General features: G+C 45.8%; 20 protein-coding genes. 5 read left to right on the forward strand and 15 right to left on the reverse strand.

Going from position 1 to position 24,790, the window contains the following annotated elements:
- Nucleotides 1–7 precede the first annotated feature (7 nt).
- The 5 genes from DWW91_RS02665 to DWW91_RS02685 all read right to left on the reverse strand — a co-directional run bounded on the left by DWW91_RS02665 (nt 8) and on the right by DWW91_RS02685 (nt 5,564).
- Nucleotides 8–277, reverse strand: coding sequence for a DUF4834 family protein (locus DWW91_RS02665; protein ID WP_009859952.1), 270 nt, complete (start codon nt 275–277; stop codon nt 8–10).
- Nucleotides 278–334: 57 nt separating this feature from the next.
- Entirely contained in the window at nt 335–1,030 is a 696-nt protein-coding gene (pssA, locus tag DWW91_RS02670) for a CDP-diacylglycerol--serine O-phosphatidyltransferase (protein ID WP_048314604.1), read from the reverse strand.
- Nucleotides 1,031–1,052: 22 nt separating this feature from the next.
- Nucleotides 1,053–1,727, reverse strand: coding sequence for a phosphatidylserine decarboxylase family protein (locus DWW91_RS02675; protein WP_122326882.1), 675 nt, complete (start codon nt 1,725–1,727; stop codon nt 1,053–1,055).
- A gap of 179 nt (nt 1,728–1,906) precedes the next feature.
- Nucleotides 1,907–5,179, reverse strand: a complete 3,273-nt coding sequence (locus tag DWW91_RS02680; RefSeq protein ID WP_122326883.1) for an exodeoxyribonuclease V subunit beta — start codon at nt 5,177–5,179, stop codon at nt 1,907–1,909.
- Nucleotides 5,180–5,219: 40 nt separating this feature from the next.
- Nucleotides 5,220–5,564, reverse strand: coding sequence for a translation initiation factor (locus DWW91_RS02685; RefSeq protein ID WP_122326884.1), 345 nt, complete (start codon nt 5,562–5,564; stop codon nt 5,220–5,222).
- A 131-nt stretch (nt 5,565–5,695) separates the two neighbouring features.
- Between DWW91_RS02685 and DWW91_RS02690 the strand changes: the two genes are divergently transcribed.
- The gene (locus tag DWW91_RS02690; RefSeq protein WP_122326885.1) at nt 5,696–7,606 is read left to right on the forward strand and encodes a HAMP domain-containing sensor histidine kinase; all 1,911 of its coding nucleotides are present in this window, start codon (nt 5,696–5,698) and stop codon (nt 7,604–7,606) included.
- Here DWW91_RS02690 and ispF read toward each other — a convergent pair.
- The 7 genes from ispF to DWW91_RS02725 form a co-directional block, all read right to left on the reverse strand.
- Nucleotides 7,584–8,060, reverse strand: a complete 477-nt coding sequence (gene ispF, locus DWW91_RS02695; protein ID WP_009859958.1) for a 2-C-methyl-D-erythritol 2,4-cyclodiphosphate synthase — start codon at nt 8,058–8,060, stop codon at nt 7,584–7,586. The genes DWW91_RS02690 and ispF overlap by 23 nt on opposite strands.
- Nucleotides 8,061–8,090: 30 nt before the next feature.
- Nucleotides 8,091–9,284, reverse strand: a complete 1,194-nt coding sequence (gene porV, locus DWW91_RS02700) for a type IX secretion system outer membrane channel protein PorV (protein ID WP_122326886.1) — start codon at nt 9,282–9,284, stop codon at nt 8,091–8,093.
- A gap of 68 nt (nt 9,285–9,352) precedes the next feature.
- A complete protein-coding gene (gene porU / locus DWW91_RS02705; protein WP_199722541.1) occupies nt 9,353–12,745 on the reverse strand; it encodes a type IX secretion system sortase PorU in 3,393 nt (1,130 codons plus the stop codon).
- 16 nt (nt 12,746–12,761) lie between these two features.
- Nucleotides 12,762–13,376, reverse strand: coding sequence for a fumarylacetoacetate hydrolase family protein (locus DWW91_RS02710; protein WP_046146105.1), 615 nt, complete (start codon nt 13,374–13,376; stop codon nt 12,762–12,764).
- 1 nt (nt 13,377) lies between these two features.
- Nucleotides 13,378–14,028 carry a redox-sensing transcriptional repressor Rex gene (locus DWW91_RS02715; protein ID WP_046146104.1) on the reverse strand — a complete coding sequence of 217 codons (651 nt, stop codon included), beginning with the start codon at nt 14,026–14,028 and terminating at the stop codon, nt 13,378–13,380.
- 310 nt (nt 14,029–14,338) lie between these two features.
- On the reverse strand, nt 14,339–15,793 hold the full coding sequence (locus DWW91_RS02720; protein ID WP_010800831.1) for an aminoacyl-histidine dipeptidase: 1,455 nt from the start codon (nt 15,791–15,793) through the stop codon (nt 14,339–14,341).
- Between the two features lie 47 nt (nt 15,794–15,840).
- The gene (locus DWW91_RS02725) at nt 15,841–16,848 is read right to left on the reverse strand and encodes a lysylphosphatidylglycerol synthase transmembrane domain-containing protein (RefSeq protein WP_009859964.1); all 1,008 of its coding nucleotides are present in this window, start codon (nt 16,846–16,848) and stop codon (nt 15,841–15,843) included.
- A 96-nt stretch (nt 16,849–16,944) separates the two neighbouring features.
- Between DWW91_RS02725 and rsmA the strand changes: the two genes are divergently transcribed.
- From rsmA to mgtE, 3 genes are read left to right on the forward strand one after another with little or no spacing between them, the layout of a single operon-like run.
- Nucleotides 16,945–17,730: a 16S rRNA (adenine(1518)-N(6)/adenine(1519)-N(6))-dimethyltransferase RsmA gene (rsmA, locus tag DWW91_RS02730; protein WP_122326888.1), complete on the forward strand. Its 786-nt coding sequence runs from the start codon at nt 16,945–16,947 to the stop codon at nt 17,728–17,730.
- 38 nt (nt 17,731–17,768) lie between these two features.
- Entirely contained in the window at nt 17,769–19,481 is a 1,713-nt protein-coding gene (locus tag DWW91_RS02735; RefSeq protein WP_122326889.1) for a phosphoethanolamine transferase, read from the forward strand.
- The gene (gene mgtE, locus DWW91_RS02740; protein WP_009859966.1) at nt 19,474–20,820 is read left to right on the forward strand and encodes a magnesium transporter; all 1,347 of its coding nucleotides are present in this window, start codon (nt 19,474–19,476) and stop codon (nt 20,818–20,820) included. Before DWW91_RS02735 ends, mgtE begins: the two co-directional genes overlap by 8 nt.
- Nucleotides 20,821–20,950: 130 nt before the next feature.
- Here the strand turns inward: mgtE and DWW91_RS02745 are convergent, their stop codons facing one another.
- Together DWW91_RS02745 and DWW91_RS02750 are read right to left on the reverse strand one after the other, a co-directional pair.
- The gene (locus DWW91_RS02745) at nt 20,951–21,421 is read right to left on the reverse strand and encodes a glucosaminidase domain-containing protein (protein ID WP_122326890.1); all 471 of its coding nucleotides are present in this window, start codon (nt 21,419–21,421) and stop codon (nt 20,951–20,953) included.
- An 18-nt stretch (nt 21,422–21,439) separates the two neighbouring features.
- Nucleotides 21,440–21,889: an HU family DNA-binding protein gene (locus DWW91_RS02750; protein ID WP_122326891.1), complete on the reverse strand. Its 450-nt coding sequence runs from the start codon at nt 21,887–21,889 to the stop codon at nt 21,440–21,442.
- Between the two features lie 192 nt (nt 21,890–22,081).
- Between DWW91_RS02750 and DWW91_RS02755 the strand changes: the two genes are divergently transcribed.
- Complete coding sequence (locus DWW91_RS02755; protein WP_009859970.1) at nt 22,082–22,306, forward strand: DUF4248 domain-containing protein; 225 nt, start codon at nt 22,082–22,084, stop codon at nt 22,304–22,306.
- A gap of 252 nt (nt 22,307–22,558) precedes the next feature.
- Here DWW91_RS02755 and DWW91_RS02760 read toward each other — a convergent pair whose 3' ends face one another.
- A complete protein-coding gene (locus tag DWW91_RS02760) occupies nt 22,559–24,673 on the reverse strand; it encodes a VapE domain-containing protein (RefSeq protein WP_122326892.1) in 2,115 nt (704 codons plus the stop codon).
- Nucleotides 24,674–24,790: the final 117 nt, after the last annotated feature.

Here is a 24,790-nt window from a genome sequence, read left to right on the forward strand (position 1 = left end):
TAACTTCTTATTTTACTTCTTCGAAATCGACATATTCGCCTTCGTCCTTAGTAAAGATCTTCTTGCGATTGGCGGCCGCATAATCTTCCTCAGCGGTATTATGCGACTGACGTTGTCCACCGGAGTAACTACTTGTCTGACGACGCTGTTCCCCTTTCTTTGCATTGCTGCTTCCGCTACCAAACAACATATTCTTAAATGTACGCAGGATAGAGAAACCCATCAGGAAGACTAACAGGATGAAGAAGAAAAACATTACAAACAAAAACTTAAACATAATATTATTCGTTACTTAGTTGGTTTATAAGAGAAACACATAGACCAGACCTCTTGTTTACTGCCTTTTGTTAAAAATAGACAAGAGGATATAGAGAAGAATTGTTCCCGCTATACCAAGCATACCGAAAAAGGCAACGAACAGGACTGCGCAACCCACTAATATATAGCGTCTTTCATTACCTTTCCATGCAACCGTCTTGATCTTTAACGAGAACATAGGGATCTCAGACACAAGCAATAAGGAGGTAGCCAACGCCACCACCAGCGTAACCACTATAAATAAGACATTATTCGCCTGGCTCAAAGGGGACAATGAATATCCGACCGAAGCCCAGAATAACGCATGTGCCGGAACCGGCATACCGATAAATGAAGTTGTCTGCCGCTCATCAATATTGAATTTGGCAAGACGCAAACCGGAGAAAGCAGGAATCACAAAAGCCAGATAAGGAATATAACGTCCTATCTCGCCTAAAGGAAGGCTTGCCTGTCCCAGCATCGAGAATACGATCATACCGGGTGCCACTCCGAAACTCACCATATCCGACAATGAGTCCAACTCTTTTCCCATCGGAGAATAAGCCTTCAGCAAACGGGCGGCAAAGCCGTCGAGAAAATCGAACACGGCAGCAATGATGATCCATATGGCAGCCCACAAATAATTATCCTGCAAAGCCATCACAGTGGCGATGCATCCTGATACAAGACTCAGACAAGTGATTGTATTGGGGATATGCTTTCTTATATTCATTCTTTCGTATATTTTCCGGATTCTATTCGCACGGGCATTTGCTTAACCGTGCAATCGGTGTCTGGTTACCGGTTACCTTCTGATCCATCTCAATCAAGACTTCGGTTCCCACCGGCAAATAAACATCTACACGCGACCCGAATTTGATAAAACCCATCTGTTCATCCACGTGACATTTTTCTCCGACCTTGGCATACGTAACAATACGCCGGGCAAGTGCTCCCGCAATCTGGCGTGCCAGTACATCCACCCCGTTCCTGGTCGTGATAACAACGGCCGAACGTTCGTTCTCGGTACTGCTCTTCGGCAAATAGGCCGCCATGAACCGTCCGTTATTATGAGAGACATGTTTCACGGTGCCGTTTACCGGAAACCAGTTGGCATGTACGTTAAACACGGACATAAAGATAGATATCTGCAAACATTTCCGGTGAAGGATCTCGTTTTCCATCACTTCCTCGATTGCTACGATCGTACCGTCGGCAGGTGCAATCACCAGACCTTCAGAGTCGTAAGGAAAACGACGAAACGGACTGCGGAAGAAATTCAGGATCAGCAGGAAAAGAATAGTCGAAACTGTCGCAACGGAATAGAACAGCACTCCCTTACCCACGGTATGGTATAATGCGACATTTACGACAAATAAAACCGTAAATAACGTAAGTAGCAGGCCTGTTCCTTCTTTATGTACTTTCATCCTTCTTCTTAAACTGCGTTTTTATTACAATTTGCAAAAGTATTCATTTTTACGGAATAACAAAACAAATAAGATGACAAATCGGTTGACATATCCCCTGATCCCATGCCTGACACAGGATCGCAGAGACACCGACCGCATCCTCTATTTAGATTTGCCGGTTCTTCGACAACCCCGTGTCAAGCACGGGGACAGGCTACAGCCTCTATTTCTCCCAGTTCCACATACCACAGGTAACCCTCTACCTTTTCATATCCCATCTGCCGGATCAGTTTCATATAATTCTTCACCTGGCTATGATATCTCTTATCCTGAATTTCACCGAATTTATAGTCGATCACCACGACTTTATCTTCCGATATCATAACCCGGTCAGGACGTTTGGACAGTCCTTTTCCGAAAAGGATATCGACTTCATTCAGCACACGGGCCGTCCCGTCATACCAAGGATGCACTTCCGGCATTTCCAGCAATTCTTCCAGCCGGACAATCAGCGACTCTGCTTCATCCTTATTGATGACACCGGCCAAACGATAGCTTTCGACGGCTGCGGAGATATCTTTTTGTGTCCGTATCTGGCTGAGCACCTCGTGCATCAGGGCACCGTGCTTACGGCGGGCATTATCAAAGAAAAAGCCTTTGCCATGCAGACGAAGCTGTAAACGGTCGTCGGGGGAAATAGAGTTGATACGAGCCATCGCGATCTCCTCGGGACTGTGTCCATCCTGCTTTGCTGCTGCGGGATGCCACCAACTACCCAGTTCAAAGATCCCTTCTTTCGTATCAAAAGAAGAAGGTAATGAAACAAGCGTGTCTCCTTCCCGGGTATCCTTCACCTCCAGATACAAGCCTGCCCATAAAGCATCGGCCATGGAAGATATCTTTTCGACTTCGCCGGTCTCTTCCTTTATCTTTTTCGGACGGGGAGCAAAAACGATCAGTTCGTCTTTGGAGCGGGTGAAAGCGACATATAATGTATTCAGATTATCAATGAAAGCATGCAACCGCTCACGGAAATAGTCTTCCGCAAAAATGGTATTTCCCAGCGACTGGCTGTAGCGGACAGGAACCAGATGCAGCCGGTTGAACGGTTTGGTTTCCGGTTTGCACCACAGGATAACCGGTTTGCTGGGCTTATGGTCTATCTCCCAGTCGCCGAACGGGATAATGACGACCTTGAATCCGAGTCCTTTCGACTTATGGACGGTAAGGATACGGATAGCATTCTGCGCATCCGGGGTAGCGATTGTTTTACGGTATCCCGTCTCATCCCACCATTTCAGGAAGCGAGTCAGATCGGCACTTTCTTTTTGGGTATACTCCGATACCATATCGAGAAACGCCTGAACGAAGACCTGTTCGTTATTCTGAAATTCTCCGGAGAAAAGACGGAAAAGTCCTTCTGATATTTCATACAGTGACTGGCGGGAAAGAGTCTGCAACTCCGATGCAATCTCCGGCGGAAAAGCCAGGCCGGAAACGGTTACGGAATATGCCTCCGAGAGATTCTCGTCCTTCGTCGCTCCCTGTAAAATCCGGTAAGAGTACAAGGCTGTCTGTTCATTGATTTTATCTTCCGGATTTCTCAGATACCGCAACAGGGCAACCATAAAACGAACAGCCGGCGATCCGCTGACAAACAGGGCGTCGTCGGAGATTATGTCGTAATGATAACGATCGGAAGGGTTTGCCTCCTTATAGGAAAGCAGCTTTTCAGCCACCATCGCCCCTTCCATATTGGTACGGACCAAAATGGCGATATCCTTCAGGGCATAACCGTTATCCTGTAATTGTTCCACCACACCGGGCAGACGGTCCAGGGCTTCTTCTTTCCAGTCTTTCTCTTCATCACCGGCAAGAAATTCTATTTTGACATGGCCGTCTTTCTGTTTGAACGGCGGCGGAACCTGTTGATAACTTTTCGTATAAGCCGACATGATCTTTGTCAGATAGGCGGCACGCTGTTCTTCACTCAGCGAAGAGGTCAGCAGGCTTTCGTTATATACGCTTTGCAAGACACCGGGGATAGCGGTAAAGAATGTATTATTAAATTCAACGATATTCCGGCAGCTGCGCCAGTTTTCCTTCAATGTTTCTTCCCGTACTTCTTCCTGCGAGAAATCGGCTTGCACCTGTTCATCCAGCAATTTCCAGTCGGAGTTGCGGAAACGGTAGATACTTTGTTTTACGTCTCCCACAATCAGATTGGCCCGGTCGTGTGCCAGGCTTTCTTCGATCAGCGGACGGAAGTTGTTCCATTGCATGCCGCTGGTGTCCTGAAATTCATCAATCATATAATGATCGACGTGCGTACCGGTCTTTTCGTAGATGAACGGGGCGTCGCTGCCTCCGATCACTTTATTCAGCAGCTCGGTCGTATCGGCAATCAGCATGACATTCTTTTCCTCCCGATAGGAGGCGATCTGGCGGGAAACGTCGGTCAGGATACCCAGCGTATAATAATAACGTACGATTTCACGGGCCGTATTATAAGCGGTCAGATTAGAGAACAGGACGATGATACGTTTAATACAATCATTCAACCCGTCTTCAAAAACACAACCGATGACCTGACGCATTCCTATCGGAGTTGTTTTGGTAAAACAGCCTTCCAGATTATCGGCTAGGCCGATAAAGGTGGCTGTCGGCTCTTTCATCTCACCTTTCGCCAGACGGTCCAGCAGGGTTAGCGGAGAACGGCTTCCTCCCTTAAAATCGGTTGTACGGATGGCATATTTATTGAGTAAGGCAAGACCGCTCTCGCCCAATCGTTTCGCTTCGGCTTCAACAGAACGGATAATACCGAACAACTCATTTTTATAGTTTTCGAGTGCTTCCTTATCCTCGATATCTTTAGCGACTTCTTCACTGGATGCCTTGTAGCTTTCCTTAAAAACTTCACGGCTCAAGGACATGATATCTTTACGGAGGTTCCATTCGCCTCCATTCTCTATCTTATCTTCGGCGAAACGAAGCAGCCAGCCTAACAGTTCCTTACTTTCCGGCTTTTCAAGGTCAGCCAGCAGGTTATCGACAGCTGAAGTGAGCACCAGCTCCTGGTCCATTTCAATGCCATAGCCACCCTGCAAACCTATTTCACGGGTAAAAGCACGCATAGTCTGCTGGAAGAAACGGTCGATGGTACTGATATTGAATGCAGAATAATCGTGCAGGATATCGGTTAATATCTTTTTTGCCTGTTTACGGACTTGTTCTTCGGTCAGTGCATAGGTTGCCCGCAAAGATTCCACATAATCAGACTTACGACCGGAAGAGAGGTTGTAAAGTTCCTCCACAATACGGCTTTTCATCTCATCGGTAGCCTTATTGGTAAACGTCACCGCTAAGATACGGCGATAGGCTCCCGTCCCGCCAAACAGCAAGGTCAGATATTCACCGGTCAGCTTATGGGTTTTTCCGGCTCCCGCCGAAGCTCTGTAAACAGTCAGCATAGTTTTAATTATTAATGAGAGGTTTTAATATTGAATCTCCTCAAATAATCCGGCTCTTTACATAGCCTTCCTTTTGGAGGATTTCGAGTACTTTCTGACGCAAATCTCCCTGTACGATGATTTCTCCGTCCTTAGCGGAACCGCCTACCCCACATTTTACCTTCAGGAATTTACCTAAAGCCTCCATATCCTCTGTCGTACCACGGAATCCGGTCACCAATGTAACGGCTTTACCACCCCGGTTCCGCTTGTCCAGCGAGATACGCAATTGTTGTTTCTCTTTGGGAAGTGTATCTTCTTCTTCCTCATCCCCTGTATTATATTGAAAATCCGGATTTGTGGAATACATCACACCCAAACGGTCTTTCCAGTCATTATTCTTCATAATTCATTACATTTTATTTGGTTCAAAACTACAAATTAACAGCGGGATAAGCAATAGAACGAAGAATAATACATATCTTTGCTTGAAACAGACTGATTTTCATAACTATTTTAATCATCACACTAGTTCGTATGAAAAGACTTTTTTTCATATTATCCCTTATACTACTGATTGATCGTTCCATGTATGCCCTGCCGGACGATAAGGACGATTATATTTTAGTTATCCATTCCATCAACTTTAACGAAGTATGGACGCAAGGTATTTACGAAGCAATCAATAAAACTTTTTCCCAGGAACATATAACAGTGCTTGGCGAGGAGTTATCTATCCCTGCTATAAAAGATACGACAGATGTAAATGAGAAACTGGAAATATTACGTAATAAATACCCCACCCCTCCCAAAGTCGTTGTTTGCATAGGCGATCCGGCCTGGTTGCTCTGCCGTCCCCTTTTCGATAATGAATGGAAAAATGTACCTTCCATCATCTGCCATTCGCAGGAACTGGTCCCGATAAAAATAGAATATTTATTGAAAAGAGACCTGGAAACTATCGAACATATGGCTCTCACGGAAGATGAGATAAAAGGATACAATACAACCAGACTAATCCAGCCCCTTTTCGTAAAAGAGACCATTGAAACAATCAAGAAGCTACAGCCTGAACTGAAAAAAATAATCTTTATTTGCGACAACCGCTACATCAGTTTATATACCAAGCAGGAGCTTTCAAAAACAATACAGGCAAATTATCCCGAATTAAAACTGGAAGTGTTGTCCACTCCAGCCCTCTCTACCGAAAATCTGCTGGACAGCTTAAGTATATATGACCAGAAAGCAGGTATCATCTATTACTCCTGGTTTGTCTTCAAGAACTCCAAAGAGAATCATTACCTGATCGATAACATGCAAAAGATGATCAACAGTTTTTCCCTGCCACCGGTCTATCTTCTGGCAGACCTGAACATCGAGACCGGCAATTTTGCCGGGGGACATTATATCTCGGAAAATGATTTCAGCGAATCTGTTATTGCCACCGTCCGGTTAATATGGCAAGGAACCGCAGCCCGGGATATCCAAACCCATATCGGAGGGGAGCCGCACACCTATCTCAATTACCAGCATCTGCTCAATCACGGCATCGAACCGTCCCGCTTTCCCCCCAATGCCATTTATTACCAGCAGCCACCGACATTCTTTCAGAAATATAAAATACATCTGTTCAGTGCATTTGCAATCATTATCCTGCTGGCAACAATTGCCGTCCTGCGCTTCCGGCTTTATATCCAAAAGCTAAAACAGGAAGACGAACGTCGCGAAAAGGAAAAAGCGGAAGAGGCTAACCGGCTGAAATCTGCGTTTCTGGCAAACATGAGCCACGAAATACGCACTCCGCTCAATGCCATCGTCGGCTTTTCCAACCTGATCGCCCATTCGGAAAGTCCGGAAGACACTGCCGAATTCTGTAATATCATCGAAACCAATAACGAGCTATTGCTCCAACTGGTCAACGACATACTGGATTTATCAAAGATAGAGGCCGGCCAATTGGATTTTACCTTCTCCAACATCAATGTTTCTTCGTTATTCACCACACTGGCACAGACATTCAAAAGCCGGACAAAAGAAGAAGTAACACTGGAATGTTCAACACCCGTACATCCCTGTTTTATCTATTCGGAAAAGACACGCCTGACACAGGTCATAACCAATTTTCTGACCAATGCCTGCAAATTCACTTTCAGAGGAACTATAAGAATGGGATATGAAGAAATAGAAGGCGGCCTGCGTTTTTATGTTTCCGACACCGGCAAAGGGATTTCCAAAGAAAACCTTCCGCACGTGTTCGAACGTTTTGCCAAATTCGACAATTTCATACAAGGTACAGGATTGGGATTATCTATCTGCCTGACAATTGTAAAACGTCTGAACGGAGAGATCGGAGTCGAATCGGAAGAGGGGGAAGGAAGCACCTTCTGGTTCACCATCCCCTGCGAAGTTCATCATAAAGACATTGTCATTTCTGAATCAAGACAGTAGCATAAGCGGCTATCCCTTCCTGGCGTCCGGTGAAACCCAGCTTTTCCGTAGTAGTCGCTTTGATGGATATATCCTCTGCATCTACTCCCATCACTTCGGCCAATGTCTGTTTCATCAGCGGGATATGCGGATTCAATTTCGGTTTTTCAGCTGCGATCGTTGCATCTATATTACCTAACGTATAGCCGGCATCACGAAGCAACTCCATTGTTTCATATAGTAAAACTTTACTGTCAATGCCTTCATACTCTTCAGCCGTATCAGGAAAATGATAACCGATATCGCGCATATTGGCAGCCCCCAGTAAAGCATCACAAATGGCATGTATCAACACATCCGCATCGCTATGCCCTTGCAACCCCATTGAATGTTCGATTCGAATCCCTCCTAACCACAACTCACGGTCAGCGACAAACGCATGCACATCATAGCCGAAACCAACCCGTATCTTCATAATTTTCAGTTCTTAATATTCAATCTTCAATTATCTGAACAGGTTCTTTATCCCGTCCATATCAAACGACAGTGTGAAACGGAGTGTCTGGTCCAACGGATTACTCTGAACGGTACTTACCAGATAGGCTGCATCCAACTGGAATACACTCATGCGGAAACCGGCTCCGACTGAGAAATACTGACGGTTACCCTTATTGGCATTCTCATAGAAATAACCTCCACGAAGGAAAAACTGCTCGTTATAGCTATACTCGGCACCGATCGAGACCATCACTTCCTGCAATTCACCTTTGAAACCGTCAGGCGAGTCACCGAAAGATTTGAAGATACCGGAGATACCGGATACATTATTATATTCTGTTTTCTTATCATCATATTCCTGTTTTTCTTCATCCGTATACCCTTCCTGCAAATAAGGCAGACTCGGAACCAGATACTTACTCAAATCCAGATACAAACCGATCCGGTTATAATCATCGATCGGATACAGCAAACCGGTACCCAAACGAAGTGTTGTCGGAATAAATTCATTATGCTCTCCCCCGTCATAAGAGATTTTAGTACCAATATTAGACACATTGAAACCGAAACTCCACAAACATTCACTGTTACCCAGAATCACATACTTCTCCAGATAACCCGCAATATCCGCAGCAAAGGCATTACCGGGCACGCGGCTTTCATCAGCCGGGTCGGTTCCCATATCCGAACGGATATAACGCATGGCCACAGCCATCGAAAAAGATTCAGACAATTTACGGCTATAACTTACATCGAAAGCCATTTCATACGGACTAACGGAATAATTACCTGTCGACTCTCCGGTAATAGGATTATAGGGTACATCTCCCAACGAGAAATAACGCAAGGAAGCACCGACAGCCTGCAAATCGCTATCACCGATTTTATAGTAACCGGACAGATTCGCCAAAGCCACGTCGTTGACCAACTTACGCAACCAGGGAGTATATGACAAAGAAACGCCTGCCTTACTATACATAAACGCATATTTAGCAGGGTTCCAATATTGAGAGTTTATATCGGGAGTAGTCGACGCCCCGTTATCACCCATACCGCCACCACGTGCATCAGGTGCAATTGATAGCGAAGGCACTGCAGTATTAACCGGAGCAAATGTATTTTTCTTCTGAGCCCACACGGATAATACAGCCAAAAGGCTGAATACTACTATAAATGTACTGATTCTTAATTCTTTTATCATACTATATCTGTTAAAAACGTGGTAAATAAAATTTACCCTACCAACATATAAACTGATTTTATATTACTTTATTGTGCGAGGATTATTAATTTCTTTGCGTCTGTTGCCTCTTTGGAGCCACCCGAGCTGATCGCCGCACGATAAATATACACCCCGGGACGAAGGCGTCCTCCCCGGTTATTCGTCAGATCCCAGGTTACCGTATAGGACTTGAACAGTTCGGAAGCGCCGGTCTCCTGATGCTTCCATTGCAGACGTCCCATCATATCGTACACCATGATACCGACTGTCAGCTGGCTTTCCGGACGATTATGGAACAAATGGAACTCCACCTGTTCACGTGCCGGACTGGGCGATGCCGTCAACTCCAACAGATAAGGCTTCAACCCCTCGACTACCTCAAATTCAAATTCATATGTCGTCGAATTGTTCTGTATATCCCAGACTTTAAACTCCGCGGTATGGATTCCCGGCGTTAAGGCAGGGATCAGGTATTTCGCGATCCCTTCTCCGTCACTTCCCGGAATCAGTTCATAATAACTGTTCAGATTAAAGCTGAACGAAGGATCGCCGTCGATAATCAGCATCATATCATGACCGATGCTGCTACCCGTTATATTCACGCCACTCTTATCCCAAAGACGCGCCACAAAGAACGGGGTTGTATTGACCTGGCCACCACTGACGAATGTCGAATCGTTCAGGTATAATGCACGAACTTCGGGCCCCTCATGATCGTCTTCCGCGTTATCATCGGTTCCTCCGACCCTATAATTCAGATAAGCACCCTGCGCCTCCAGATTATTTGTCTCATCCGATGCGTAGAGATTCATCTTACCGAACTCATTCGAATAAGAAATATCCTTCGGCACAGTAAACGTGAAACTGAACTTTCCGGCACGAACTGAATCGTTACCAATAAAAAGTATGTTTGAATAATCTGTATATTTGAATTTCGTTCCGGTCTTATTATTATCCAATGTCTCATAAGAAAGGCGGCTGTCCATGACGGTCGGGTTCAGCAGACCATTAAAGCCGGTTGCAATATTTCCTCCCGGATCCAATACTTCGCCTTCCACCGTTATCTTCTGCAATGCTTTAAAATCGACCGGTTCGTCCGTTACCGGATTCCCGTTTATTGCCGTCACCTGCATCCGGTACTCCGGATAAGCCAGCTTCAATGCGGGATCGCCGATCAAAGCGAATCCCAACTTATAACGGCTGGAACCCAATGCCTGTTTGGTTGCTTTCATCACCTCACCCAACGTTAGCCGGCGTCCGTTCTTTTTCTCGAACAAGTTACGGATCAAGTTGTCATTAATAGAAAAGTTAGGACTGGAATAAGCCACACGAGTCGTAGTAAACAAACCGATGCCACCACTTACCTTATTCAGGAATACCTGCTCGCCGGCAGAAGTAACCGGAGCATCAAAACGGCAGAAGTCACAAGTCGCCGTAATCCACACAGGCAGACGGGTATAAGTTGATTTCGTTATATCACTTTCTGTCAATACCTTTTCATCACTCCAGGATACGGTATTACCATGACCTGTATAATTGATCAGCAACAATCCGTTCTTAAGCTGTTTCTGAAGATTCGTCTTTACATCGGGATAGGTACTTAAACCTCCGGAAAAGTCCTTTTTATAAGAATCAAAATAAATCTTGTTTACCATGAACTCCGGATGACTGGTATTTATATATTCGCCCAGATCATCAGCCTGTTGAGCATGCTGTATCATGTAACCGTCCGCATTACTTCCGTCATCTGCTACAAAGCAGACGTTATTCTTCCACGATCCGGTCTCTTTATTATCCATATAGTTGATAACCTTATCCACCATATTGGTCGCCTCGGCCAATGTCCGGACAGGGAAACGTCCGATACCGATATCCACTCTGGCTGACACCAACCCCTTTCCGTTATTGCTGTCATCCAGAAAACCGAAATAGTCATCTACCACATATGATTTATCATCCAAAGATTCCTCAGTCTGATAAGTCAGCAGCATATTGTTCTTTGCCACATTCTGCCAACTTGAAGTAATGAAGCGATTATCAAACGCCCCGTCACCGAAAAGAAGCAGATATTTGGGGGCGTCGGCCTCCGAAGTCTGCCGGTCATAAAACATCTTCATAAAACGACGGTAGGCTGTCGCATCCGGGGTTCCACTGGAAAATTCATTATAAATCGCATCCGGAGAAACGACCTGAACGGTCAACCCGTCACGGGTACGATGTGCTTCGGCCAGACGTTCTGCCTGCGAAGCCAAACCTGACTGAGCGATAATAACCATATCTGTCTGCGGCAAAGCATGCAAATCCTGATTCGTCACATCGCCTATCACTTCAGGGGACGGTAATGTCTGGTCTCGCTGCACCAGGGCAAATTCCCTCAACGTTCCCGCCGGAATAGAGAAAGACAATTCGCTTCCGCTCAATTCTGTTTCCATCCGTTTCGGGTTCAGCTTATCAGTCACATCAAAGACCAACGTATTCGCATTCGCATTCTGAATAACGAAACGGGAAGCGTTATTTACCGAAGCCAGGCTACGGAAAAAAGTACAGACGCCATAGGGTTGCAGTTCACGTTTCATCTGCAAACGGATAAAGTCCAGATGTACGTTCTTATGTCCTAACTGTCCGTATCTTACATTTACTTTTACATTTGTACTTTTGTCCCCCTTCCAATCGACGACCTCATATACCGAACGTGCCATAGTATATGTTTCACTACCGCCCGTACTGCTATAAGAGATACTCCTTTCCAACACTTTGTTTCCATCCACGCTCATGGTCACACTTCCGTTACCACTTGTCGGCTTGGCGATAAAGCGCAACGTGACCTTACCGTCATCATTGGTTATACCGGTTATACCGTTAAATGAAAAATCCCTTGAAAGGGTCATATCCATCGCTTCTCCAAAAAGCTCACGTCCTGAGTTATTAACGGAAACAAGGTCTTTTTCATGCAGAAGATAATCATCATAAGTCGTCACTTTCAGAGATGCACCGGCAGCAGACGCCACAGATTCCATTTCTTTTGTACCCGTCGCATCCGTCAGGAAGTAATAACCGTAATTGGAATAGGGGTTATTGGTATGAATAAAACTTCCCGTACTTTTATCATAATCCCATTTGATAACCCCACAACCATAGAAAAGAAGGAAATCGTCGCCACGCCAGACCGGCACGGCAGGAACATCATCAATATAAGGAGTCGAGAAATCTTCATCCAACATACAACCGCCATACCCATGCACGGAAACCTTGGCAGGATCAGAGAACCCCATTCCACGCAGGTCGGCATATGTCAGTTTATAAAATCCTCTGTCTTCAACCTGTACCTTCACCCATTTGCCGGACGACAATGCGGAACTGGCTGCATATTTGCTACCATCCGTCCAGGCAGAAGTAAAAAAGCAGATACTTATTATTAATGTATATAGTATTCGTAGCATAGTCATTCATTTCCCGTTATCTCACGTGGAAATCCAAAAGCTTCCGCTCGCCGATATAGCCCTGCAAATGATCATCGATCTTAACCGGCCCTACACCCACCGGCGTACCTGTAAAAATCAAATCTCCTATCTTCAGGGTAAAGAAACGGCTCACATAAGCGATAATCTTGTCTACCGGAAAAAGCATATCCGAGGTATTTCCCTCCTGCACTTTCTGACCGTTTATATCCAGATGGAACGGGATACGGTTGATATCCCCTACTCTGTCCAATGGCACAAACGTTCCGATAACAGCCGAATTATCAAATGCTTTACTGATCTCCCAGGGTAATCCTTTCGCACGCAACTCTCTTTGCAGATCACGGGCGGTAAAATCGATACCGACTGTTACTTCATTATAGTAACGATGCGCAAAACGTTCGGCGATGTTCTTACCCAGCCGGTCTATCTTCACGACAATCTCCGTTTCATAATGTATCTCCGATGAAAAATCGGGAATGAAAAACGGTTTTCCATCCTTCAACAGGGAGGAATCGGATTTCATAAAGATAGTAGGCTCCGATAATTCTAACGAATGATGCAGCTCTTTATTGTGTTCTGCATAATTCATTCCTACTGCTATAATCTTCATTTCAGTGATTAATTGAGTTCAAGCGATTAAACATGACAGCCAGATGGGCATACATGGAAGTGTTCTGTACCACAATATGTTCCGGGACACGGATACGGAACGGGGTAAAATTCCATAAGGCTTTGATTCCTCCGGCAATGATCTGTTCGGTCACCTCCTGCGCTTTATCGACAGGCACGGTAATAACACCGATCGTCGCCCCGAATTCTTTTTGCTTGGCAGGAAAATCATCCAAATGAAATACAGGAATGCCATTGACTACCGTTCCGGCCAGTTCCTTGCGGACATCAAATCCGGCAACGATCTCCAGACCGTACTGATTCAACCCGGTGTCCTGCAATAAAGCAGCTCCCAGGCTACCAACACCAAATAAAAAGGCCTTGTGCTGCGCGGTAAAACCTAAAAAATCCTCCAACACATCCACAAGGGCACAAATATCATAGCCTACCCTGGTTTTCCCCGAAATATTTACAAACGAAAGATCTTTCGCCACCTGGCTGGGATCTACATTAATTTCTTTAGCAATCTGGGTAGATGATACAAACGTCTCTCCCTTACCTTTCATCAGTTTCAGAAAAGCAAGATACCAGGGCAATCTCCGAAGCGTCGGCTCCGGAATTTTCCAGGCTTGTTTCAAGTCATCATTAGCCATTATTTTGTACTTTATTAATGTAGCTCACAAAAGTACAATTTTTTTCTTTCCTTTTTAGTTTATAGCCGATTTTATATGTTTGGACATTACCGCATCCAATGAGCCTACATAATAAAAAGGAACATTGATCAAACGAATTGATTTTCAGACACAAATATACTGATTTGTTTCAAAACATAGGCAAAGACACTCGATTTTTGTTTCAAAACATAGGCAAAACACTTCACTTTTTGTTCCAAAATATAGGCAAAAAGGCTGCATACTCCAAAACGGGAATGCAGCCTTTCGTATAAAGGGTAGATTTTCGTACTTAGATTCTTTCCAACGTAGCGACAATGAAGTCCCACACTTTTTGCACTGTCGCGATGTTCACCCTTTCATCCGGTGAGTGTGGGTGCTCCAGATCCGGACCGATAGAAATCATATCCATTGTAGGATAAGATTCCTGGATGATGCCGCATTCCAGTCCGGCATGCATGACCTTTACCGAAGGTTTCTTTCCGAACAATTCCTCGTATGTCTGCTGCATTACGTTCAGAATCGGAGAATTGATGTTCGGCTGCCATCCGCCATAAGAACCGCCGTATTCCACCTTAGCTCCTGCCAAAGCAAATATACTTTCCAGGCTTGAACAAACAGAGGCCTTACGGCTCTCCGATGAACTGCGGACCAATATCTTTATTTCAATCAATTCATTGGATGATTTGACGATGGCCAGGTTGGAAGAAGATTCCACCGTTCCGGGGAAATCACTCAACATGCTGATCACACCATTCTGGCAACCTTCAATCGCATTGATAATATCATCCTGAATCTCTTCCGGAATCAGTGTGCCGGGCAGATCAGTCATATCGGCAACAAAGCTGATATTATTCTCAATGCCTTTATATTCCTCCCGGAACATATCCTGATAATCGCTCACCAGCTCCCATAAAGCCTCCACATTATCACCGGGAATGGTAACAACGGCAAATGCCTCACGCGGAATCGCATTACGCAACGAACCGCCTTCGATAGACGACAGGCGAGCCCCATAGTCGCAAACGGCCTCTTTCAGGAAACGGAACATTAATTTATTGGCATTGGCACGTCCCAAATGGATATCCACACCCGAGTGACCGCCTTTCAATCCTGTCAGGCTCAGCTTTACAGCCACATCACCTTCAGGAATATAAGTATCTTCTTTAAACTGAATCGAAATATTCAGGTCTGCACCGCCGGCACAACCGACAAACAATTCGCCTTCTTCTTCCGAATCGCAGTTAATCAATGTTTCTCCTTTCAGGAAACCGGGCTTCAAACCGAAAGCGCCATCCATTCCTTCTTCTTCATCGATCGTGAAAAGAGCTTCTATCGGTCCGTGCTTGATAGTCGTATCAGAAAGCACTGCCATAGCCAACGAAGCACCGATGCCATTGTCGGCACCCAATGTCGTTTCACGGGCTGTTACCCAGTCGCCATCTATATAAGCATCAATCGGGTCAGTCAGAAAATCATGTTTCACAGAAGAATTTTTCTGGGGAACCATATCCAGGTGAGATTGCAGGATTACAGTTTTGCGGCCTTCCATTCCGGGAGTGGCCGGTTTACGGATCAGAACGTTTCCTGCTCCATCCCGCAAAGTTTCCAATCCCAATCCTTTTCCAAAAGCTTCTACAAAACGAGTGACTGCTTCCATGTGTCCTGTCGGACGGGGGATTTGTGTGAGGTCATAGAAATAACCCCAGACATGCTGCGGGGAAAGATTCTTGATTTCTGCTGACATAGACTTAATGTTTAATTTTAAAAACTCTTATTTTATACATATAGTATCTATTCTGAAACAACGGCGGGTGTCTCTTTGTTCGTAAGCGGCAGAGCCACAATGCCGAACAGACCGCACAACACCGTCCATACCGTCTGCACCGTATGAACCACCAGGGCAAAAGCGGCAGCATCATTTTCGTTGACACCAAAGCAGACCAGCGTAGCGATCACCATGAAATGCCAGGCACCTATTCCCGCCTGTACAGGGACGGCAACCCCGATGCTACTCATGGTAAAAGCAATCAGTCCGACCGTTATTCCCAGATCACGGGTAAAGTCGAATGCATAGAACGTTATATAGAAATAACAGAAATAGCCACCCCATATCATCAATGTCTGTGCCACGAAACGTCCTTTCTGCTTCAGCAGCCAGATACTCTTCATTCCGTCCCATACATTCAGCAACAACGCCTTTGCTTTCTGCACCAGCGTAAAGTTACTCATATATTTGAAAACAAACCAAATTCCGACCACTAAAATTACTGCACCGACGTAAATCCATATCGAATCGAACATTTTCTGGAAACCTTCCAGCAGCGCGGGGTTCTTCGCAAAGAAGCTGACAAAGAAGTCGAAATTGAAAATAAAAATCAACAAAGTAATCGATCCCACTACGATCGTATCGCTCACACGGTCGATCAACAAGGTTCCCAGCAACTTGGTAAACGGGATCTTATCATACTTGGTGATAATACCACAACGCCAGACTTCGCCGACACGCGGCAGCACCATATTCACGGCATAGTTTCCCAGCACGGCATAAATGATATTACTCATTTTAAAGCGCTCGCCCAATGAGGAAATCAACAACCCCCAACGCAATCCGCGAACCACATTGGCAAACAGGCCGAACAGTAAAGAAACCAATATGATATCATATCTTACCCCCTCACGGATGACACGCCATATCTCGGTGACATCCATATGACTATATAAAAACCAAAGCAGCAAACAGCCAAAAGCTAAGGGTAAAAATATCTTGACAAACGTTTGTAGGATACTCTTAAAATTCATTCTACGTAGGATACTTTAAATTATTTGTTGTATTTTTGTGCACCCGCAAAGATAAGCATTATATTTTAATACGAACATTTTACACCAAAGAACTGGATGAGATTAGTTAAGCCAAAGAAAGCATTAGGACAGCATTTCCTGAAGGATTTACAAATCGCTCAGCGTATTGCCGATACGTTGTCGGACTACAAAGATTTACCGGTTCTGGAGATCGGTCCCGGCATGGGGGTGCTTACCCAATACCTGCTGGAAGCGGGCCATGACCTGACCGTGGTGGAACTGGATATGGAATCGGTAGATTACCTGGAACAAAACTTTCCGGCGCTTGAAGGGCGTATCCTGGCAGAAGATTTCCTGCGATTGGATCTTTCCAAACTTTTCCCCGGCCAGTTCTGTGTGATCGGGAATTATCCTTACAATATTTCCAGCCAGATATTCTTTAAAGTCCTCGACTTTAAAGAGCACGTGCCCTGTTGTTCGGGGATGATCCAGAAAGAAGTGGCCGAACGTCTGGCAGCCGGACCGGGCAGCAAGACCTACGGTATCCTCAGCGTCCTGTTGCAAGCCTGGTATACGGTAGAATATCTCTTTACTGTCAGTGAATTCGTATTCGACCCGCCTCCAAAAGTGAAAAGCGCAGTCATCCGCATGGTACGGAACGACCGGAAAGAACTGGGATGCGATGAGAAATTATTCAAAACGGTAGTCAAGACCTCTTTCAACCAACGTCGTAAGACACTCCGGAACTCGATGAAACCACTGCTGGGAAAAGATTGTCCGGACTACGCCCTGCCGGTTTTCGACAAACGGCCCGAGCAGCTCTCGGTTGAACAGTTCGTCGAACTGACGTTGATTGCGGACCGCTGGCTGAAAAGCATGTAAAAAGTATTCCATACAAACTGGAATAAAACAACCTCAAAATGAAATCTGTAAAGCAAATATTCCTGGAGATATTCCGACCGAACGACTATAAATGGATTCTGTTGCTGTTTTCCATTTTGCTGTTGCCGAATATTGCCGGATTATTTATGTTAAGCGACCTGGAAGACAGTTTATTCAAAAAAGTCGCTTATCTGCTTTTCTCAGTTTTAATCCTTTTTGTTCCGGCATTATTCTTAAAACTTCGTTACTATTTTCTGCTGGAAGGCTTGTTTGTCTTGCTAGCTCCTTTGGAAATAGCCCACATGTACCTCAACAAAATGCCAATAACAGAAGGATTTATTTCGGCCATTATCCACACCAATCCGGGAGAGGCATTCGAAATGTTATATTCTCTCAAAGGGATTTGCATTATTGTCGGTTTTATTTGGTTCTGCTATTTCCTTATCACTTTCACCCGGATAAAGAATGACTTCCTGTTCACTTCAAAGGCTAAGATAATAATAGCTGTCATGTTCATTTTTTTCAATCTCGGCTTATACGGGATCATGTACCAGATGGCTTACAAACAGGGAGTGATTAACCGTTTTGAATACGCTAACGATCATTTCAATAAAAAATATAAGAAAACCTATCCGGCCGATTTATTAACAGTCAGCTATAGTTTATATTCCAATCAAAAGAAAGAGAAAGCATTACAACAGGAATTACAACATTTCTCATTTGGAGCATCTAAAGAATTTCAGACAGATAAAGAATTATATGTTGTTGTCATCGGCGAGTCAGCTCGTTACGGAAATTTTTCCATTAACGGATATGAACGCCCTACCTCTCCCGAATTGAAAAAAAATAAGGAGATACTATCCTATAAAGATGTATATGCGACTGCCAATCTTACGGAAATCGTCCTGCCCCTTATACTCACCAGGGCAACTCCTCCAAACGCCGACCTGGGATACAAAGAAAAAGCATTTACCGATGCTTTCGCAGAGGCTGGATTTTCTACCGCATGGATAGCCAACCAATCTTCAGACAGTCCTTTCATTTCTCGAATTGCAGCAGATTCCGATTATAGTTTCTTTTCGATGACAGATTTTGATGCTGCGACCAATTTTGATGGAAATTTATTGCCTCACCTCGATACGGTATTAAACAAACAGAACCCTCGCCAACTTATTGTTATTCATACGCTCGGAAGTCATTTCCGTTATAATTTCCGCTATCCGAAGGCATTCAAATACTTTACACCGGCTATGGAAGGGACAATGAGTTATTCAGTCTTATCTCCTTCTAACAAAGAGTTACTAGTTAACACGTACGACAACTCTATCCGGTATACTGATCATATACTATCTTCCATAATCAATCGGGTACGAGAACAACAAACGACCAGTGCCGTCATATACATATCAGATCACGCTGAAAATTTGTACGACGACGAAAAAGAATTGGTCTTTCACGGAGGGAGCAGTTCTTCGGTTTACGAAAAGCATATTCCGCTATTTTTATGGACTTCCGAAAAATATAAACAGGTATATCCTCAAAAGCAGATTACACTGGAAAGCAATACAGGACGGTCATTAAGTTCCAGCAATTTCTTCCATACCATACTGGATCTGGCCGACATACATTATCCCGGAGAAGAGTTGACGGCAAGTTTTGCTTCTCCTTTATTCCGCGAAGACAGCGTAAGGTACTTACTTATGCCGGACAAACGAGTTATTCATTTTTCAAAAAACGACAGAAATGATTGAACTGACGAAAGACTATATCGACAACCTGAAAAGTATCATCGCAGAAAAAGATGATGCCAAAGCACAGGCTTTGCTTCACGATTTATATCCGGCAGATATTGCTGAACTATACCAGGAGTTGAATCTTGGAGAAGCAATCTATCTGTATTTGCTGATGGACGGCGACAAGGCCGCCGACGTCCTGATGGAACTGGATGAAGAGGACCGTCATAAATTACTGAAAGAACTACCCAACGAACTGATCGCCAAACGCTTCGTCGACAATATGGAAACCGACGACGCGGTAGACCTGATGCGTGAGTTGGACGAAGATACACAGGAAGAGATCCTTTCGCACATTGAAGACGTCGAACAGGCCGGCGACATCGTCGACCTGCTGAAATATGATGAAGATACCGCCGGTGGTTTGATGGGTACGGAAATGATCGTGGTCAACGAGAACTGGAGTATGCCTCAATGTATCGATGAAATGCGCAAACAGGCGGAAGATATGGACGAAATCTATTATGTATATGTCATAGACGACGACGAACGGCTGAAAGGCGTACTTCCCCTACAGCGACTGATCACCAACCCGTCCGTCTCGAAGATCAAGCATGTCATGAAGAAAGAGCCGATCTCGGTCCGCGAAAGCGACAGTATCGAAGAGGTTGCCGAAACGATCGAAAAATATGACCTGGTAGCCTTGCCGGTAGTAGACAGTATCGGTCGCCTGGTCGGGCGCATCACCATCGACGACGTAATGGATGAAGTCCGCGAACAGCACGAACGTGATTACCAGTTGGCATCCGGTATCTCGCAGGACGTGGAAACTTCGGATAATGTATTTACACAGACGGCCGCCCGCCTCCCCTGGTTGCTGATCGGTATGATCGGCGGACTGGCAAACTCAGTTATCCTCGGGGGGTTCGAAGGTAATCTGGCGAGTAATCCCAAAATGGCCTTGTTTATTCCCCTGATCGGCGGAACGGGGGGGAATGTCGGCATACAGTCATCCGCCATCGTGGTACAGGGTCTGGCCAACAACTCATTGAAACAGGATAACATTCTTCCGCAGATATTAAAGGAAGGAATTGTTTCGTTGATCAATGCCAGCATCATCAGTCTGGTTGTATTCGTATATAACTTCTTTATGCTGGGCGACAAAGGGATAACGGCTTCCGTCTCCCTGAGCTTGTTTGCCGTCGTTATGTTCGCCAGTATCTTCGGTACGCTTGTCCCGATGACGCTCGACCGCCTGAAGATCGATCCGGCATTGGCTACCGGACCGTTTATCACCATCACGAACGACATTATCGGGATGATGATTTATATGTTTATCTCTTCCGCATTGACATAAGGGGCGGTTCGGTAGGGGCGGTTCGCGAACCGCCCCTACGGGGATCATCCTTGTTTCTTTCTTCCCAACAGGAACCCCAGCAGATCCATAATAAATTGCAGGATCGTTTTCACCTTGTTTGTCTTCTCGCTCATACGTTGTCATTATTAAGATTATACACTATGGGAACCAGCGACTGTGCAATGCTCTCCAACATCCTGCAATAGGCCGCCCGGTTATCCCCGTTCACTTCACTGATATACCTGCTGTAAGCAATCTCACGGGCATACGCCCGGGGATAATGACTCACAGCTGCCGCCTGTTTATAGACCGTCGCTATCAGGCGGGCAAAATTCAGGAAACTATTTTCAGGACTGTCGTAACGGCGAAACAGCAGACCGTCCGGCTTATCCAGATCAGTCTTGCCGCCATGCCAGTAAGCATTGGCAACACCATACCCCGTCAGTCCGAAAAAGTTATTGTAGCAGGTAGCCAGGGAACTCTCTCCCCAGCCGGTTTCGATAGCAGACTGAGCCAGGATCACTACCGGGTTCAATCCGTACAACTCACCCGCCATACGTGCGGCGGGGAGGTACTTGCGGGTAAATGAATACTTATCCATACACACAGGTTACAGAGATCATTCAATTTCAGGACGATCACTTCCACCGCCCGGCGTGGCAGGTTTCGACTCTTCGAGCTTGAAACGCTCGCTCTTGGCCGTCAGGATCAACTCACGCAACTTAGGACCGGGACGGAAGCGAAGGCGGGCGCGATACAACATATTCGAAGAGAACTCCTCAGCAGTCACACTCCCCGAACTGGTCTGCAACAGCTGGAAGGTACCCAGCTCGCCACACTGCACTACCTCCCCGCGGGCCAGGAACAGGAGCAGGAATTTGATCACACGGTCTATCACCACCTTCACATCACCGCTCGAAGCAGTGGAACTCTCTGCCACGATTTCGCACAACTCATCGAAGGAACACGTCCCCGTCGCCCGGGTCTGCGCATAGTAGAGTTTCTCTTTCCCCACCTCTACATTTTTACTAAGGTTCTTCCTCTGAACCAAATGAAACTGTAATGCCATACTTTATTCTTTTTAGTTGATTATTAATTACATATCAAAGATACGGCAAGCGCCTACCCACTTTGTAGACAGCGGTGACGTGGTGTGACGAAACGACATTTTATTTCCGATAAATATTGTAAAACCGCATTGAAATAATTTGACAAATCCATTGATTATTCGTATCTTAGATAGCACAAAAGCAATCTAACAATGAAACAAACAACCTTCGAAATACGAGCCTACGGAGTAGGTGAGCTGGCAGAGCTTTACAGCCCTCATATGAGTCACAGAGGAGCGATTATGCAACTTTGGCGGTGGATCAATTATCATGGCGTACTGAAAGCGAAACTGCTTGAACTGGGCTTCCGTCCCGGCATACGAAGCTTTACGCCCCGCCAGGTAGAATGTATTGTCGAACATCTGGGAGAGCCTTGAAGAAAAAGATAAGTGCCGCAGCTGTTTTTACCGGCTGCCGCACCCATTTCCGGTGGCTGCCGCAGTAAAATAAAATAGCTGCGGCAGCCAATCTGTTCGGGGGCGGATGGGGGCGGCAAAAAGAGGGTTTTGAAAACTTTATAATAAGACGTTCCTTGTTCCTTCTACGATCAGTTCGTAGAAGGAACAAGGAACACACTATACAGAAGTTTCCCAAAATGCCTTTTTGCCGCCCCCATCCGCCCCCGATCCTTAAAACGGAAGTGTTGGCTCAGGAGGTTCTTCTCCGTTATTACCCTCTCCGTCAGACTGTTCCTCTCCATCTACCGGATCATACCCGAATCCCTTACGGCGGGCTTCTATCTGGTCATTCGTCAGTTCAATGACGGCAAAAAGACGCTTCCCATGTCTCTTTTGCGACTCAAAACCGGCACCTTTTAACACTTTTCCCAGTTGGTTTACGCTCATTGTGGTCACGGAATAGCGTGTTCGTTCCGCTATTTGGGACATGATTTCGCTGGTGGAGAGCAAAATATACGCCTCGAAACGCACCGGTTTACGAAAATACGTGAAAAGCAATTCCGCTTCGGGACTCGATTGCTGGAAAGGTTCGTTGTTCTCGTTTATCTCCGTAATATCCTGGTCGGCAAACCAATAGCGGAACCCCTGTTTATAAAGCGCCAGCGCCTGAGCATAAATGGCGGTATGGTCTATCCCGGAGGTATAATCGATGCGGAGCGTTTCAAAACAAAGGAAACGGCGCGAACCGGTACGGTCGGTCAGAATCTGGCTGTCGTTCACCGTGGCGGCAAACGAAGCACGGCGCACGAACGTCTCCGCATTGCGGGCATACGGGCGGCGTTCAAGGATAGAGTCTTTCGTGATCAACGCCTTCAACTGGTTCAACTCCACGCGGCTCTGTCCCGACAGTTCATCGAGGATGATCAGGAAACAATCGCTCATCAGCAACGACGAATCTTTTGCCGTAGGATCGAGATTGCCCGAATAGACATAGTTTCTAAGTGCGGGAGGCACCAGGTTACGCAACCAGGTAGTCTTGCCCAATCCCTGCGCTCCGCTCAGCAACAAGACCGTATGGTTTGCCTTTTGCTCGTTGATAGCACAGGCCACAACGGCCACCAACCATTTCTTCAGGCACTTCCCCCAATATTCGGGGCAGGTGGTGTCGACAGTGGCGGCCAACTGCCCGATAGCGTCCGTCTTCCCGTCCCAGGCAGGCAGGTTTTCGAAGTAAGACCGGAATGGATTGTATTCGGGACTGAAATCGGAATGAATCACCGAACGCAGGTCAGACACACGGCAAAACACATCCGCTTTCTGCAAGGCACACCAGACAGAGTTTTCCCAATAATCGGTGACAGGCTGATAAACATCGTGTTTCGTCAGGCTCCGATACTCCACTATACGCCGGACGATATTGCGGCGAAGCTTGAAACTTTTGTTCAGAAACTCCTGTATCTGAACGACAAAACTATCCCCACGATGCGAACGAAGCGCCGTTTTCCCCGCACCATGCTCCTCCGTATGCATATAAGCGCTATCCACAGCTTGCAGACACTCTTCGGCCGGCAGGTCGGTAAAGGTTTTACAGGCATACTTCACAACTTCTTCTTTGGCCACTCCCAGACGGTTGCAGTTGGCGGCAAAGAGATGGACGTAATTGTTGCGGTTGCCCTCGGCATAAGCATACTTTCGGGTTGTCTGCTTACGGGCGGAAGAAATCAGTTGCATGACATCTTTTCCGATAACGACCTCTATCGGCGGCAGATCGCCGGGCAAAGTGCCCTCTCCTCTCAGCCAGGGTTCGAAACGGGGGGAAAGATAAAGTTGCGGATCGTACGAAACAATACAGAGACGACCGGCATCGCTTCCCGAAGTATCGGCTTTAGTACCCAGCAGACGTTGATACCAGTCTTTCACCCGCTTGTAGATAGCCGGATGACTCTGAGGCACCAGTTCAAGCCCGACCACCGGGTAGACAATGACTTTGATGCCATGCCCGCGCGGACTGATCCAGCAGGCCACCGTATAGACAGCCTCACGCACCAGAGCGAGCAGGTGGGGTAAATCCTCTTTTTTCAAGTCATCAAAATCGAGGATAATCAATGGATTGTAGGCTGTCATATATTCTACAAGGCGTTGCCCGCGATAGGTCGCGGAAATTGTTATAGCCGGCAATGCTTTTTTCTGCATATCGGCCGCTTCGAGATCACCCTTGTCCATACAGGCACGGATACGGTTAATAGACGTGGCATATTTGCCATTCCGGATATCAGAAAGGACGTCTATCAGGTTGACGTCGCCCATACAGGTTTTAAACCGGGCAAACACAGTTACTTTTATCATACCAGTTCGTTTAAAATTGAGGTTATTATTACTGCTTTCAAGGTCGGCAATTCTTTACAAAGGGGCCCGTTATTTTCTCTTTTATTATGATAAACACGGGCCCTGTAAATTCAAGCT

The organism is Parabacteroides sp. AF17-3 (genome assembly GCF_003635445.1).
Taxonomy (GTDB): Bacteria; Bacteroidota; Bacteroidia; order Bacteroidales; family Tannerellaceae; genus Parabacteroides; species Parabacteroides goldsteinii.

Bases quoted from the DNA above. Each gene is read 5' to 3' on its own strand.
- DWW91_RS02665 (WP_009859952.1), bottom strand. From the start codon at position 277: ATGTTTAAGTTTTTGTTTGTAATGTTTTTCTTCTTCATCCTGTTAGTC.
- pssA (WP_048314604.1), bottom strand. From the start codon at position 1,030: ATGAATATAAGAAAGCATATCCCCAATACAATCACTTGTCTGAGTCTT.
- DWW91_RS02675 (WP_122326882.1), bottom strand. From the start codon at position 1,727: ATGAAAGTACATAAAGAAGGAACAGGCCTGCTACTTACGTTATTTACG.
- DWW91_RS02680 (WP_122326883.1), bottom strand. From the start codon at position 5,179: ATGCTGACTGTTTACAGAGCTTCGGCGGGAGCCGGAAAAACCCATAAG.
- DWW91_RS02685 (WP_122326884.1), bottom strand. From the start codon at position 5,564: ATGAAGAATAATGACTGGAAAGACCGTTTGGGTGTGATGTATTCCACA.
- DWW91_RS02690 (WP_122326885.1), top strand. From the start codon at position 5,696: ATGAAAAGACTTTTTTTCATATTATCCCTTATACTACTGATTGATCGT.
- ispF (WP_009859958.1), bottom strand. From the start codon at position 8,060: ATGAAGATACGGGTTGGTTTCGGCTATGATGTGCATGCGTTTGTCGCT.
- porV (WP_122326886.1), bottom strand. From the start codon at position 9,284: ATGATAAAAGAATTAAGAATCAGTACATTTATAGTAGTATTCAGCCTT.
- porU (WP_199722541.1), bottom strand. From the start codon at position 12,745: ATGCTACGAATACTATATACATTAATAATAAGTATCTGCTTTTTTACT.
- DWW91_RS02710 (WP_046146105.1), bottom strand. From the start codon at position 13,376: ATGAAGATTATAGCAGTAGGAATGAATTATGCAGAACACAATAAAGAG.
- DWW91_RS02715 (WP_046146104.1), bottom strand. From the start codon at position 14,028: ATGGCTAATGATGACTTGAAACAAGCCTGGAAAATTCCGGAGCCGACG.
- DWW91_RS02720 (WP_010800831.1), bottom strand. From the start codon at position 15,793: ATGTCAGCAGAAATCAAGAATCTTTCCCCGCAGCATGTCTGGGGTTAT.
- DWW91_RS02725 (WP_009859964.1), bottom strand. From the start codon at position 16,848: ATGAATTTTAAGAGTATCCTACAAACGTTTGTCAAGATATTTTTACCC.
- rsmA (WP_122326888.1), top strand. From the start codon at position 16,945: ATGAGATTAGTTAAGCCAAAGAAAGCATTAGGACAGCATTTCCTGAAG.
- DWW91_RS02735 (WP_122326889.1), top strand. From the start codon at position 17,769: ATGAAATCTGTAAAGCAAATATTCCTGGAGATATTCCGACCGAACGAC.
- mgtE (WP_009859966.1), top strand. From the start codon at position 19,474: ATGATTGAACTGACGAAAGACTATATCGACAACCTGAAAAGTATCATC.
- DWW91_RS02745 (WP_122326890.1), bottom strand. From the start codon at position 21,421: ATGGATAAGTATTCATTTACCCGCAAGTACCTCCCCGCCGCACGTATG.
- DWW91_RS02750 (WP_122326891.1), bottom strand. From the start codon at position 21,889: ATGGCATTACAGTTTCATTTGGTTCAGAGGAAGAACCTTAGTAAAAAT.
- DWW91_RS02755 (WP_009859970.1), top strand. From the start codon at position 22,082: ATGAAACAAACAACCTTCGAAATACGAGCCTACGGAGTAGGTGAGCTG.
- DWW91_RS02760 (WP_122326892.1), bottom strand. From the start codon at position 24,673: ATGATAAAAGTAACTGTGTTTGCCCGGTTTAAAACCTGTATGGGCGAC.